The sequence below is a fragment of the Streptosporangium sp. NPDC000563 genome, from assembly GCF_040299985.1.
Taxonomy (GTDB): Bacteria; Actinomycetota; Actinomycetes; order Streptosporangiales; family Streptosporangiaceae; genus Streptosporangium.
Genome location: NZ_JBEPDA010000001.1, coordinates 293,327 through 307,291, shown reverse-complemented (window position 1 = coordinate 307,291; position 13,965 = coordinate 293,327). Strand labels below are relative to the sequence as shown.

9 protein-coding genes and 1 tRNA gene are annotated in these 13,965 nt (G+C 68.9%); 9 read left to right on the top strand and 1 reads right to left on the bottom strand.

The annotated features are described in order from the left end of the window. The first annotated feature begins 255 nt into the window (after positions 1-255). From ABT352_RS01430 to ABT352_RS01390, 9 genes are all read left to right on the top strand, one after another. Positions 256-1,707 (top strand): metallophosphoesterase, encoded by a 1,452-nt coding sequence (locus ABT352_RS01430; RefSeq protein WP_350941619.1) that lies wholly within the window; start codon positions 256-258, stop codon positions 1,705-1,707. 248 nt (positions 1,708-1,955) lie between these two features. Next, on the top strand, positions 1,956-4,016 hold the full coding sequence (tmk, locus tag ABT352_RS01425; protein ID WP_350941618.1) for a dTMP kinase: 2,061 nt from the start codon (positions 1,956-1,958) through the stop codon (positions 4,014-4,016). 30 nt (positions 4,017-4,046) lie between these two features. Next, complete coding sequence (locus tag ABT352_RS01420; RefSeq protein WP_350941617.1) at positions 4,047-5,228, top strand: DNA polymerase III subunit delta'; 1,182 nt, start codon at positions 4,047-4,049, stop codon at positions 5,226-5,228. Positions 5,229-5,823: 595 nt separating this feature from the next. Beyond that, positions 5,824-6,594: a hypothetical protein gene (locus ABT352_RS01415; RefSeq protein WP_350941616.1), complete on the top strand. Its 771-nt coding sequence runs from the start codon at positions 5,824-5,826 to the stop codon at positions 6,592-6,594. Next, a complete protein-coding gene (locus ABT352_RS01410; protein ID WP_350941614.1) occupies positions 6,591-7,745 on the top strand; it encodes a glycosyltransferase family 4 protein in 1,155 nt (384 codons plus the stop codon). Before ABT352_RS01415 ends, ABT352_RS01410 begins: the two co-directional genes overlap by 4 nt. A 379-nt stretch (positions 7,746-8,124) precedes the next feature. After that, positions 8,125-8,982: a PSP1 domain-containing protein gene (locus ABT352_RS01405; RefSeq protein WP_502992743.1), complete on the top strand. Its 858-nt coding sequence runs from the start codon at positions 8,125-8,127 to the stop codon at positions 8,980-8,982. A gap of 300 nt (positions 8,983-9,282) precedes the next feature. Then, on the top strand, positions 9,283-10,785 hold the full coding sequence (locus ABT352_RS01400; protein ID WP_350941612.1) for an alpha/beta hydrolase: 1,503 nt from the start codon (positions 9,283-9,285) through the stop codon (positions 10,783-10,785). 63 nt (positions 10,786-10,848) lie between these two features. Next, positions 10,849-10,925: transfer RNA gene (locus ABT352_RS01395), tRNA-Thr, on the top strand. A 209-nt stretch (positions 10,926-11,134) separates the two neighbouring features. Then, positions 11,135-11,614 carry a hypothetical protein gene (locus ABT352_RS01390; protein ID WP_350941610.1) on the top strand — a complete coding sequence of 160 codons (480 nt, stop codon included), beginning with the start codon at positions 11,135-11,137 and terminating at the stop codon, positions 11,612-11,614. 370 nt (positions 11,615-11,984) lie between these two features. Here the strand turns inward: ABT352_RS01390 and ltrA are convergent, their stop codons facing one another. Further along, positions 11,985-13,406: a group II intron reverse transcriptase/maturase gene (gene ltrA / locus ABT352_RS01385; protein WP_350941608.1), complete on the bottom strand. Its 1,422-nt coding sequence runs from the start codon at positions 13,404-13,406 to the stop codon at positions 11,985-11,987. Positions 13,407-13,965: the final 559 nt, after the last annotated feature.

Below are 13,965 nucleotides of genomic sequence, written 5' to 3'. Positions count from 1 at the left end.
AGCTTCCGGGTTTTCGGGAGCTTCGGGGCTTCTGAGCCTCGGGAGAATCCAGACTTCTGGATTCCCGGGCTTTTGGGAGCCTGCGGGCTCCCGGGTTTCGGGGGCTCGCGGGCTTTCAGGGGCTTCCAGGCTTTTGAGCTTCCGGGCACCGGAACCCTTCCGGGTTTCTGAACTTCCGGCTTCCGGGAACGCATTCGTCGGCCCGGGCGTTCTTCGGAGCGCACCGGGAACGGCCGGTGGGCGCGGGAGGGGCGAGTGACGGTTGTGGGTTTCGTGTCGCTGGTCATCTGCGCGATCACGCTGGTCCACTTCTACCTGTGGCGTCGCCTGATCGGTTCGACCACGAGGCCCGGCCGGACCCGCCGGGTGCTGACGTGGGCTCTCGTCGCCCTGGCCGTGCTCGCCCCGGTGACGTTGGTCGCCTCCCGCAGTGAGTGGGGCCATTTCCTGGCCTGGCCGGGGTTCTTCTGGATCGCGGTGATGTTCTACCTCTTCGTGTTCCTGGTGATCCTGGAGATTCCCAGGGGCGTGGCCCTGCTGGTCCTGAGATGGACGGAGCGGCGGGCGGAGGGCCGCCCGGTTTCGCCTGACGCGGCCGACGCTCGGGGGAAGCGGACCGCGTTCATGGCCGCCCAGCCGGTGCCCGCCGCCCGGTCGGTGCCCGCCGTTCGGTCCGATGTCGCCGACCGGTCCGATGTCGACGGTCGGTCCGATGTCGACGGTCGGCCCGGGTTCGAGGCGGGGTCCGGGAGGAGGGCCGAGGCGAGTTCGAAGCCGGGGACCGAGATCGGTGGCGTGATCGTCGTTCCGGGTGCCGGGGACGCGCGGCGCGACGGAGGGTTCCCAGGAGGGTCGTACGGCCCGGCAGGGATGAGCAGGAGGCTGTTCATCGCCCGTACGGCGGCGGTCGCCGCCGGGGCGGGGGCGCTGGGCACGGTCGGGTTCGGGGTGAGGACGGCTCTCGGCGACCCGGTGATCGAACCGGTCAAGGTCGTCCTGCCCAGGCTGGATCCGCGCCTGAGCGGCCTGCGGTTCGCGGTGGTGAGCGACATCCACCTGGGCCCGCTCACCGGTACGGAACACGCCCGTCGCCTCGTCCGCATGATCAACTCACTGGAGGCCGACGTGGTCGCCGTCGTCGGTGACCTGGTCGACGGTACGGTGGCCGAACTCGGCTCGCTGGCCGTGCCGCTGAAGGACCTCGAATCTCGCTACGGCGCCTACTTCGTCACCGGCAACCACGAGTACTACACCGCCAACGGTCCGCAGGAGTGGATCGAGGAGTTGCGCGGGCTCGGCATCCGCCCTCTCGGCAACGAGCGCGTCGAGATCGCCCACCGGGGAGCCGTTCTCGACCTCGCCGGGGTCAACGATCTCGGCGGTGTCGTCTCGGGTGACGGTCCCGACTTCGAGCGGGCGCTGGGCGGTCGTGACCGTTCCCGGTCCACCGTCCTGCTCGCCCACCAGCCGGTCCAGGCCGTCCAGGCGGCGACGTACGGCGTGGACCTCCAGCTGTCCGGCCACACGCACGGCGGCCAGATGGTCCCGTTCAACCTGGTCATCCCGATGCAGCAACCGGTCGTCTCCGGCCTCGGCGAGGTGGACGGCACCCAGGTCTACGTGACGCGGGGCGCGGGCTTCTGGGGGCCGCCGGTCCGGGTGGGCGCACCGCCCGAGATCACTCTTCTGGAAGTCCGGAACGAGTGACCCCGGACACCCGGTCTTGGGCACACCTTCCCGGAGCCCGTGGCGAGCACCTCTGGAAATTCCACCGGAGGCACTTTTGGGGCCCCAACGGCAGCACCTCTGGAAACAGTCGTACCGAGCGCCTCTTTTCGCGGGTGTGACCTGCGGGGGGCGGTGCCGGCGTATTACCCTCGTGCGACGGGCAGCCGGGTATCTCCGCCTGGCTCGTGTTTTCCCAAGCCCAGCGAGCATCTGGATACGCTGACACTATGACCACCCCTGGCCGGAGCACCGCGCGACGCAAGACCCCCCACGTGCTGGCCAACGCCCCGTTCCGCAAGCTGTGGACGGCGATGTCGGTATGCAGCCTGGGAGACTGGCTCAACCTCCTCGCGCTGACCGCCCTGGCGGGCAATCTCACCGCGGCGTCGGGCTACCAGGTTCAGAGCCTGGCCATCGGCGGCGTCTTCGTGGCGAAGATGCTTCCCGCCATCCTGCTGGGGCCGCTCGCGGGGGCGTTCGCCGACCGGTTCGACCGGCGGCTGACGATGTTCTTCTGCGATCTCCTGCGCTTCGCGCTGGTGCTGTCGATCCCGCTGGTCGGCAGCTACCAGTGGGTGATCATCGCCACGTTCCTGGTCGAGTGCGTCAACCTCTTCTGGGTTCCGGCCAAGGACGCCACGGTGCCCAACCTGGTGCCCAAGGAGCGGCTGGAGGAGGCCAACCAGCTCAACCTCCTGGTCACGTACGGCACGGCGCCCGTCGCCGCGCTGCTGTTCGCGCTGCTTTCCGTCGCCGACGACGTCCTGGGCAGGCTGGTGCCGTTCCTCGCCCAGCGCGAGACCTACCTGGCGCTGTTCATCAACGCGCTCGCCTACCTGGTCTCCGCCGTCATCATCTTCTCGCTCAAGGACATCCCGAAGAGCGGAGCGCGGGCCACCTCCACGCCGTCGGTGCTGCGGCAGATCTTCGAGGGCTGGCGGTTCGTCGGCGGCAACCGGCTGATCCGCGGTCTGATCATCGGCATGCTGGGCGCGTTCGCCGCCGGTGGCGCGGTGGTCGGGGTGGCCAAGATCTACGTGGAGGCGCTGGGCGGCGGTGACGCGGCGTACGGCGTGGTCTTCGGCGCGGTCTTCGTCGGTATGGCCTCCGGCATGTTCTTCGGGCCCAGGCTGCTGAGGGAGCTGTCGCGGCGGAGGCTGTTCGGTCTGTCGATCGTGGTGGCGGGGTTCGTCCTCGTCGCGGTCGCCCTCGTCCACAACCTGGTGATCGTCGTCCTGCTGACCGTGCTGCTCGGCGCGTGCGCGGGAATCGCCTGGATCATCGGTTACACCATGATCGGGCTGGAGGTGGACGACAGCCTGCGGGGCCGTACGTTCTCCTTCCTGCAGTCGCTCGCCCGGGTGACCCTGCTGCTGGTCGTCGCGGTCGCGCCGACCCTGGCGGGCCTGTTCGGCGAGCGCCTGATCAGGGTCGGCCTGGAGCCGGTCTACCGGTTCGACGGCTCGAATCTGGTCCTGCTGGTCGGCGGGCTGCTCGCGGTGATCGTCGGGATCGTCGCGCTGCGGCAGATGGACGACCGCAGGGGTGTCTCGATCGTCGCCGACCTGTTCGCCGCGGTGCGCGGGGAGCGCTTCGCCCCCGAGAGCGCCGAGCAGGGGCGCGGGATGTTCATCGCGTTCGAGGGCGGTGAGGGGTCGGGGAAGACCACCCAGTCCAGGTTGCTCGCGATCTGGCTGCGCGACCAGGGCTTCGACGTGGTGCAGACCCGCGAGCCCGGCTCGACCAAGGTGGGGATGCGGCTGCGGGCGATCCTGCTCGACGCCGTGCACCAGGGACTGTCGGCGAGGTCCGAGGCGCTGCTGTACGCGGCCGACCGGGCCGAGCACGTGGAGAAGGTCATCCGCCCGGCGCTGTACCGGGGTTCGATGGTGATCTCCGATCGCTACGTCGACTCGTCGCTCGCCTACCAGGGCGCGGGCCGTGCCCTGGACACCGAGGACGTCACGATGATCAACAATTGGGCCACCGGGGGGCTCGTTCCCGATCTCACCGTGCTCATCGACACCCCGCCTTCGGTGGGACTGGCCCGGCTGGGCGGGGCCGCCGACCGCATCGAGTCGGAGCCCCTGGAGTTTCACGAGCGCGTCCGTCGTGAGTTCCGGGCACTGGCCGCCGCCGAGCCCGACCGCTACCTGGTCGTCGACGGGACCCTGCCCCAGAACCAGATCTCCTCGATCGTCCACGACCGGATCCGCGAGATCCTGCCCGACCCGGTGCCGCAGGAGTCGGAGGACGTCACCGGGACGATGCCCGCGATCCGAGACTGAGCCCGCCTCCCTCAGCGGTAGGTTGGGGGCGTGGGAGTCTTTGACGATCTTGTGGGGCAGGAGCGGGCCGCCGCGACGCTCCGCCGGGCGGCGGCGGCCGGGGCCGATCTGCTGGCCGGAGGGCGCGGCGCAGGGATGACCCACGCGTGGTTGTTCACCGGGCCGCCCGGATCCGGTCGTGAGGAGGCCGCGCGGGCGTTCACCGCCGCGCTGTTCTGCCCGGACCAGGGGTGTGGCCACTGCGACATGTGCCACCAGGTGGCGGTCGGCTCCCACCCCGACCTGGAGATCGTCCGCCCGCAGGGGCTCTCGTACGGCATCAAGGACACCCGGCGGCTCATCCTGCGCGCGGCCGGGGCGCCGACGCTGGGCCGCTGGCGGGTCGTGCTGTTCGAGGACGCCGACCGGGCGACCGAGGGGGCGTCCAACGCGCTGCTCAAGGCCATCGAGGAGCCTCCGCCGAGGACGGTGTGGTTGCTCTGCGCGCCCTCCCCGGACGACATGATGATCACCATCAGGTCCCGATGCCGGATCGTCACGCTCGTCACCCCGCCCACCGCGGCGGTCGCCCACGTGCTGGCCACCCGTGAGAACGTGCCGCCGGCGATGGCGGAGTTCGCGGCGAGGGCCGCCCAGGGGCATATCGACCGTGCCCGCAGGCTCGCCCTGGACGGGGACGCGCGGGCGCGCCGCGAGGCGGTGCTGTCCATCCCCCGGTCGCTGACCGGTGTGGGGGAGTGCGTGATGGCCGCCGAGCGGCTGGTGAAGACCGCCGAGGACGAGGCCGCCGCGGTCACCGCGGTGCTGAACGAGTCGGAGATCACCGAGCTGCGGCAGGCCTACGGCGAGGGCTCCACGGGCAAGGGGCTCAACAGGGGCCTGATCCGCGGCGGCGCCGGGGCGCTCAAGGATCTCGAGGACCGTCAGAAGTCCCGGGCGACCCGTACCAAGCGCGACGTCATCGACGCCGCTTTGCTCGACCTGGTGGCGTTCTACCGCGATGTGCTGGCGGTGCAGTTCGGCGCGTACGTGGAGCTGGCGAGTGAGGACCGCCGCGCCGACCTGGACGCACTGGCCCGTGCCTCCACACCGGAAGACACCCTGCGCAGGATCGACGCGATCATGCGCTGCCGGAGGCGACTGGCGTCCAACGTCAGTCCGCAGATGGCGGTCGAGTCGATGACCATCTCGCTGCACCGGCCTGTGCTTTGAGCCGCGGCCGTCCCCGGACCGGACTGGGCGGGGTTCGCCGACCTTGAATGGGCTTAAAACGTCCTGAACCCGATTAAACCAGCCTGAACCAGCTGTGAACCGGCCCTGACCGCCTTACCAGGCCGATTCCGGACCGGTCTTATCCGGTCGTACGGGGCCACCGGACCCGGCTGTGAGATCACGCGGGGCTTGGGGTGCCGCTTTCAGGGAGTGCCGTCCAGGGGGCCGGTTCCACGCCGCGAGGGCCCGATTACCGCCCGCCGTCCCCGGGGCGCGGATCGACGGCGCGCTGCCCGCTCGTTCGTCGCGACATCCGGGCCGGGGCCGTTCGGGGAAGGCTCTGGCCGACATCGGACATTTTCCGGTTTTCCTGGTCGGTGGCTGAATATCTGCTGGTGGGAGGGTAGTTGGTAACTCTCATCAAGTAGTCGCTATCTGTCTGTTTCCGATTAGGTGGAACCATTCATCGCTAAGTCACCTCAAAGTACGAGTACGGGTCGTTAAGATTAAACGGCAAAATAGGATTATTTCGTTATAAATCGGTGGACAGTGTCCTGCTCTATGGGGATGAGCAGCGAGGACCGGGGGACTCTTGGTGAGCATTGGGGCACGTTACGGCGGGATTCCGCCCGCGAAGGAGCGGGCCGTCACGAGCCGTGTGGGCGAAGACGACACGCTGAGAATCGAGTGGCCGCAGCCGGTCCACGGGGCCGACGGGAACGATCCCGGGATCGTTCTGCGGCACGTGGAGACCGGCGAGGAGTGCGAGGCCACGAATCTGAAGGCACTCTCCGCCGGCATCTGGACGGCGTCGCGAGGCGGTGAGCCGATCGCCACCGACGACCCGGGGTTCTCGCTCGACGGCCTGTGGGCCTACGCGGAGACCCCCAGAAACCGAGAGATCAGGGCGTTTCGCACCTCTGTCGGGACGCTGGGCCTGCGGGTCCGCGAGGTCGAGCCGTACGTCGAGGTGATCCGCGTGACCGCGGAGGACGGGGTGATCGAGGTCGAGGGCGCCGTCGCGTACGGCGAGCCGATCCGGGGGGCGGCGAAGCTCGTGGCGGTGGCCCGCCGGGGACCCGAGCCCGTGAGCGGGCCCGCGAACTTCCAGGGGCGATGGTTCGACGGCGGGATCGAGATCGCGCCCATGGCCGAGGCGCAGGTACGGCGCCGGGTCTTCTGGGATCTCTACGCGGAGTTCTCCGGAACCCGCCTGCCGCTCGCGACTCGCCTTGACGACATAACGGATAAGAAGACCAAAATTCGGTTCCCGGCCCAGCGCGTGGGACAGGTGAGGGTCCGGCCGTACTACACCGAGACCGACAGCCTCGCCGTCGCGCTCAGCGTCGAGGAGGAGAGCGCGTGAAGATCTCCTTCCTCATCCTCAACGCCTACGGCATGGGCGGAACCATCCGCGCCACCTTCGACCTGGCCACGGCGATGTCCGAGCGGCACGAGGTCGAGATCGTCAGCGTCTTCCAGCACGCCGACGTCCCCTTCCTGCCGTTGGGCTCCCAGGTTCGCCTGCGGTCACTGGTGGACCTACGGGAGGGGGCCAGGGTCCGCTGGCCGTACACGAAGAAGGCCGAGCGGCTGAGCGCGCGGGAGAGCGCGCTGATCCACCCCGAGGAGCGCGCGTACGCCTCCTTCAGCGCCTGGAGCGACGAGGTTCTCGTTCGCGAGCTGCGCAGGCTCCGCAGCGACGTGCTGATCACCACCCGCGCGGGGCTCAACATCATGGCCGCGAGGTACGCGCGCAAACGGGTCATCACGATCGCCCAGGAGCACCTGCACTTCGAGGCACACCAGCCCGGGATCTTCGAGGAGATCCGGACGTGGTATCCGAAGCTCGACGCCGTGGTGACCCTCACCGAGGCCGACGAGCACGACTACCGGAAGATGCTCGACGGAGCGCCCACCCAGGTGTTCACCATCGGCAACGGGCTGCCCGGCGGCCCGCGTCCGCGCTCCCGGCAGGAGAACCGGATCGTGCTGGCCGCGGGCAGGCTGGTGCCGGTCAAGGGGTACGACCGCCTGCTGAAGGCGTTCGCCCGGGTGGCCAGGGAGCGCCCGGACTGGAAGCTGCGCATCTACGGCGAGGGCCGGGTCGGCGACAAGCTGATCAAGCAGTCCGTCAAGCTGCGCCTGCACAACAACGTCACGTTCATGGGGCCCACGGGGGACATCGAGGGCGAGCTCGCCAAGGCCTCGATCCACGTGGTCAGCTCCCGTTTCGAGGGCTTCGGCATGACCATCATCGAGGCGTTCGCCTCCGGGGTGCCGGTGGTCAGTTTCGACTGCCCCCGCGGGCCTCGCGAGATCATCACGCCCGGGATCGACGGGCTGCTCGTCCCCGCGGACGACGTGGACGCCCTGGCCGCCGGACTGATCCAGATGATCGACGACGAGGAGGGGCGCCGCCGGATGGCCGAGAACGCCCTCCAGACGGCCAGGAGCTACGACATCTCCATGATCGCCGACCGCTGGGAGAAGTCCTTCGCCGAACTCGGCCGCTGAGCCGAGCCCGCGCGCCGGGCGGAGCGCACCGGACGGGACACGTGGGCCGGAAGGGGGCCGCAGGCGGGGAGAGCGCGGATGGGGCGGAACCCGTTGGCCGGGCGAAGCAGCAGAAGGCCCGGCACGGCGTCTCTGTGATGTGGAAGTCGAACTGCTCTCCCATTCCCGGCATTCAGGCCCCCGGGTTCCTGAAGGGGAGCGGACCGAGCGGGTGACGGCGGCTCGGACGGTTCGCGAGCACGGCCGGGCGGTGTCGCGTGCCCGGCTCGACGACGCCGGAGTCGGGTGGCTTGTCCATGATCGCTCTCGGATGGCACCCCACATCCGAGGGCATGACGCATAAGGTGAGCACGAGCCGTACCCCCAGGTTTGGAGCCATATGGGCATGATCATGGCGGTGAGTTTCACCCGCTACGGCAGGTTGTACTACCTCGATCCCGGTGAGCACACTCCCAAGGTCGGAGACAAGGTGCTGGTTCCCACCGACGCGGGCCCCGAGGTGGCCGAATGCGTCTGGGCGCCCCAGTGGACGAGCGAGGAGGTCGGCGGGCTGCCGGTGTGCGAGGGCATCGCGACCGAGGAGCACCTCACCCGCGACGAGGGCAACAAGCGGCGCCGCGCCGAGGCCCGCAGCGTCTCCAAGCGTCTGATCAAGCGGCACGCGCTGCCCATGAAGGTCGTCGGCGTCGACTACACCGACGCCGAGAACGTCTACACGGTCTATTTCTCCGCCCCCCAGCGGGTCGACTTCCGTGCCCTCGTCCGCGACCTGGCCCGTAACCTGCGCGCCCGGGTGGAGCTGCGCCAGATCGGCCCCCGCGACGAGGCCCGCCTCCAGGGCGGCATCGGCCCCTGCGGCCGCGACCTGTGCTGCGCCACCTTCCTCAAGGACTTCGAGCCGGTCTCCGTCCGGATGGCCAAGGACCAGGACCTGCCGGTGAACCCGCTGCGCATCGCGGGGGCGTGCGGACGGCTGATGTGCTGCCTGAAGTACGAGCACCCCCTCTACCTCGACGCGCACAGCAGGATGCCCCGCGTCGGGCTGAAGGTCGACACTCCCGAGGGGGCGGGAACCGTCGTGGGCCGCAACGTGCCCTCCGACTCCGTCGTGGTCCGCCTTGAGGAGGGCGGCCGCCGCTGCGCGTGCCCGTCCGCGTCGGTGTGCTCCCCGCGCAAGCAGCACGACGCGGCGTACGGGGACGCGGTGAAGGTCGCCGACGGCGGCCCTGAGGGATGACCGGAGGCCGCGGGGGCGCCCGGGTTTCAGCGGCCGCCCGAGCCCGTGCGGTCGCCGATCGCTTGAGCCCGCATGAGGGCTCGGGCCCGACGGCCGCGGAGCCTGTGTGGTCGCCGATCGCTTGAGCCCGCGCGAGGGTTCGCGTTTCGATGACCGCTGAGCCCGTGTGGCGCTCGGGTTCGACGGCCGACTGAGCCCGCGCGGGCGTAGGATGCGAGCGGTCAGCCTCTCCGCGCGCGTCGGCTCCCCCCGCCGGACCCGCGTGCGATCCCGACCCACGGACTACGGAGCGGACAAGGCGTGAGATCCCAGGTGGCCGCCGTACTGGCGGCGGTGGCCCTGCTGGCGAGCGCGTGCACCGGAACCGGCGCCAACGCCGGCAGCGGCGGCGGGGGCAGCGGTACGGGCGGTGGCGAGGTAGGGGGGGCGTCGCTCGCCTGGAAAGACTGCGGGGACGGATTCGAGTGCGCGAAACTCCCCGTTCCCCTCGACCACGGCAAGCCGGACGGCGAGAAGATCGAGATCAGCGTGATCCGGCTCCCCGCCTCCGGTGACCGGATCGGCTCGATCCTCATCAACCCCGGCGGCCCCGGCGCCTCCGGGGTCCAGTACGCCCGAAGTGCCCGCACGGCGGTGAGCAAGGCCGTACGAGACCGCTTCGACGTCGTGGGCTTCGACCCGCGCGGGGTCGGCGACTCCTCGCCCGTCCGGTGCCTGTCGTCGAGCGAGCTGGACACCTACGTCGGCCTCGACAGCTCGCCCGACTCGCCGGGCGAGGTCACCGTGCTGGAGGAGGGCTCGCGGCGGTTCGCCTCCGGCTGCCAGGCCCGCTCGGGCAAACTCCTGCCGTACGTCGGCACGGCCAACGCCGCCAGGGACATGGACCTGCTCCGCGCCGCCGTCGGCGACGACCGCCTCACCTACCTCGGCAAGTCGTACGGCACCCAGCTGGGCGCCGCCTACGCGGACCTCTTTCCCGACCGCGTCCGCGCCCTCGTCCTGGACGGCGCCGTGGACCCCTCGCTCGGCCCGCTGGAGATGAACACCGCGCAGGCACGCGGTTTCGAGGTCGCCCTCGACGCGTTCCTCGAAGACTGCCTCGCGGCCACCGACTGCCCCTTCCGCGGCTCCGTCGCCTCCGCCCGCGAGGAGATCGCCGCCCTGCTCCGCCGCGCGGACACGACCCCCCTGAGCAACGGGACGGGCGACGGCCGTACGGTGACCGAGGCCTGGACCACCCTCGGCCTGATCACCCCGCTCTACGACCGGCAGGCCTGGCCGGTGCTCAGGCAGGCGCTCGATCGGGCGCTGAAGGGTGACGGCACCACCCTGCTCCGCATGGCCGACCTGTTGATCGACCGCGAGGCGAGCGGCGAGTACACCAACCAGACCGAGTCCAACCTCGCCGTCAACTGCGTCGACGCCCCCTATCCCGCCGACTCGGCCGCCTACGCCGCGGCGGCCCGCGAGGCGGCCAAGGAAGCCCCTCTCTTCGGCGCGTACGTGATGTGGAGCTCGCTGCCCTGCGCGTACTGGCCGGTCAAGGGAGGCCCACGGGAGAAGATCGACGCCCCCGGAGCCCCGCCCATCATGGTCGTCGGCACCCTACGCGACCCGGCCACCCCCTACCAGTGGTCCGAGGCCCTCGCCTCCCAGCTCTCCTCCGGCGTCCTCGTCGGTTTCGACGGTGACGGGCACACCGCGTACCTGACCGGTTCGACGTGCGTGGACCGCCTGGTGGACGACTACCTGATCGATCTGGCCGTCCCCAAGAACGGGACCCGCTGCCCCAAGATCGGGTGATTCCAAGGCGCGAGAAGGCTCTGGGAGCCTGTAGACTGCCGTAGGCCGTGGTGAACACGGCACGCCGCCTTAGCTCAGTCGGCCAGAGCACTTCACTCGTAATGAAGGGGTCTGGGGTTCGATTCCCCAAGGCGGCTCCAGCTCAGAGGCCCTCACCGGGTTCCGGTGGGGGCCTTTTGCGTGCCGTACAGCAGCGAAATACAGCAACGACGTCAGCCGACTACGGCTATAGCGTCGAATGCACCCCAAGCCGATGATCGTGAACTGTCATACCTATCTGCTTGGGTGACCGGGAAGGCGCGGGCTCCTGTCCGAGGGGATGTGCTTTCTGGTGGAAGAGGTGGTTTGCGTGGCAGAGCTTCTTGCGAGTGTGGTGCATGAGGTACGTGAAGCCTTCTACGTGTTGGACGGGGAGATCTTCGAAGGCAACCAGCCGGACGGTCCAGGTTCGTGGGGCCAGGAGTCCAGTCCACCGGGGCAGGACTGGTTGGATGTCGGCTCTAGTAGCGTGATCCTCTGGGGTTCTACTCGTGACGCCGCGCGTTACGTTCGGTTCGAGTTGTGGAGTGGACAGCCTCCCGCCGACCAGTCATGGCAGAAGTCATGGGAGGGGGAGCTCTTCCTGGCGTCCGGGAAGATCCACATCATGAACTACAGCGAAGTCGACTTCCGCCACCTCCTCTTTGATGTGGGCCAGCGTGAAGCGACCTGGCGGGTTCGGATACAGGCGAAGCTCCTGGAGAACGATCGCGAACCGAGCTTTCCCGCCAACATCTATCAAGTGGACTTGTACAACATGCAGCTCTGGCAGTCGTCTGCAGGGATGTAGCGCAATCACTCCCGACAATAGAAGAGGGATCCTCCGGCAGACTCCAGAGGCCCCCTTGACGTCATTGCAACGGCTTGATCAGTGGCCTCCGTCCAACCGCTGGTTCAGCCGTGTTGACGACGCGCGAACGGTGACCCCGTGGCGACGGCCGAATACTGACCCCCTTGTAGTCACTCTGGAGGGTGATCAAGGTGGAGGACTGGGCGGAGATCCGCCGGTTGCATCGAGGTTGCGTCCACGGAAGTGGTGGTGAGGTCGAGCCGAGGCGCGGTATCGAATTCGACCCGTCTCCTCGGCCCGCCTCCCGAACCGGACATGCGACTTTCACCGCATCCGGCTCTCCACAGATCCCGTTGCGGGGAGTGGTTCGTCATGCCGTGAGTGGCCAGGGCGAGGGGATGGCTGTTCCCCGGTAACGGTATCGGGTGGTGCTGACCGTCGCCGGGTTGAACAGCGTTGCCTCGTTGGTGGCCGGCCACCAGCCTCCTCGGCAGTACTGGCGTCGTAGCTGTCTCCAGGTGGTGCGGCGGTGTTTGCGCCGGAGCCAGCCGAAGACCTGCCTCCAGAGCACGTGGCTGAGATAGCCGAACGTGGCGCTGGAGACGCCAGGCCGAAAGTAGGCCGTCCAGCCCCGGAGCATCTGATTGAGCCGACGTACCAGGACCGGGAACGGCATGTTCACGTCCTTCCAGCACCAGTCCTTCACCTTCGCCGTGATGGCGGCCAGCGCCTTCTTCGACGGGTAGGTGTAGACGAAGTGCCGGTCTTTGGTTCCTCGCTTGCGGTGACGCTGGATGCGCCAGCCCAGGAAGTCGAGGCCCTGATTGATGTGCACGACGCGGGTCTTATCGGCTGCGAGCCGCAGCCCCAGCGGTGAGAGAACCTCCGCTACTTCCTCCAGCACGGCTTCGGCGTGTTCTCTTGTTCCGGAGACCACCACCACGAAGTCGTCCGCGTACCGGATCAGCCGGTAGTTGGCCAGCCCGTGGTTGCGACGCCGTCGCCTGCTGAAGTAGTCGCCGACCTGGGCGGCGAAATGCTCGTCCAGGACCGACAGGGCCACGTTGGCCAGCAGTGGCGACAAGATGCCGCCCTGCGGGGTGCCGGTGTCGGTGTTCCTGCGCACCTGATCCTCCCCGAGGATCCCGGCTTTCAGGAACGCCTTGATCAGCGCGAGTACCCGCTTGTCCGAGATGCGTCCGCGAATCCGGTCCATCAGGGCCGGGTGGGAGATCTCGTCGAAGCAGGCCGCGATGTCGGCCTCTACCACCCACTCATAGGAGCGGGTGGTCAGGTACTGGACCTCCGACACCGCATCGTGCGCGCGCCGGTTCGGGCGAAAGCCGTAGGAACACGGCTGGAAATCCGCCTCGAAGATCGGCTCCAACACCAGTTTCAAGGACGCCTGGACCACCCGGTCGGCCACGGTCGGGATCCCTAACCGGCGGCGCTTGGCCGTGCCCGGCTTGGGGATCATCCGCTCGCGCACCGGCAACGGGCGAAACACTCCGCCCTTCAAACTGGTCCGCAGCCCGGCCAGGAACTCCTCCACGCCGATACGGGCCTGGATGGAGATGACGGTTTGGCCGTCGGTCCCGGCCGTGCGGGCCCCCTTGTTGCCCCGCACCCGATTCCAGCCCACCAGCAGGAAGGCCGGGTCACACACCAGGTTGAACAAGTCGTCGAACCGGCGACCGACATCATCGGCCGCCCAACGGTGCAGTTTGGTCTGGATCTCCAGTACCCGGCGCTCAGCCCCGAGCAGGGCCGACTCCAGATCATCGATGTTCACCGACGCGCTCCCGGCATTCCAGCATCCTTCCTGTGGATCTACTGGTCTCCTTCGCCATGCGAGCGGCTTTCCCGCCCTCGGACTACTACGAGACCTCCGTCCCACCCCACGGCCATCAGTCGGCGACGGACCTTGCCCCCGACCTCGGCCTGGCAGACCGGAACCGGGAGCGACCGCGGGCGGTTCCCACGTTCACCATGTGACCGATCGACGAGGGAGGCGCCCAGCTCATGCCCCGACAGCATCGCCACGCCTACGCCGCAGACCTTCAGCGTGGCCTCCCCACCGGCGCTGTCGACCGGCTTCGGAGTTGACCACCTCGGGTGATGTCCCGGGCGGTCACGCGCTGCACACCGGCCCATATCCACCAGGTTGGAGCCGGCACGTCACTTACGGGGCTTTAGCACTGGTTTCTCGCGTGCACCTTCTCGTCTCGCTAGAGGAGCCCAAGCCATCTGGCAGTCCTGGCCCGTCTCCCCGTTGTCAGGGCTGCTTCCCACCCTCCCCGGCGTCCCCCGGATCAGGCTGCCCTCAGCTCCACCCGGCTGCTGCGACAGCC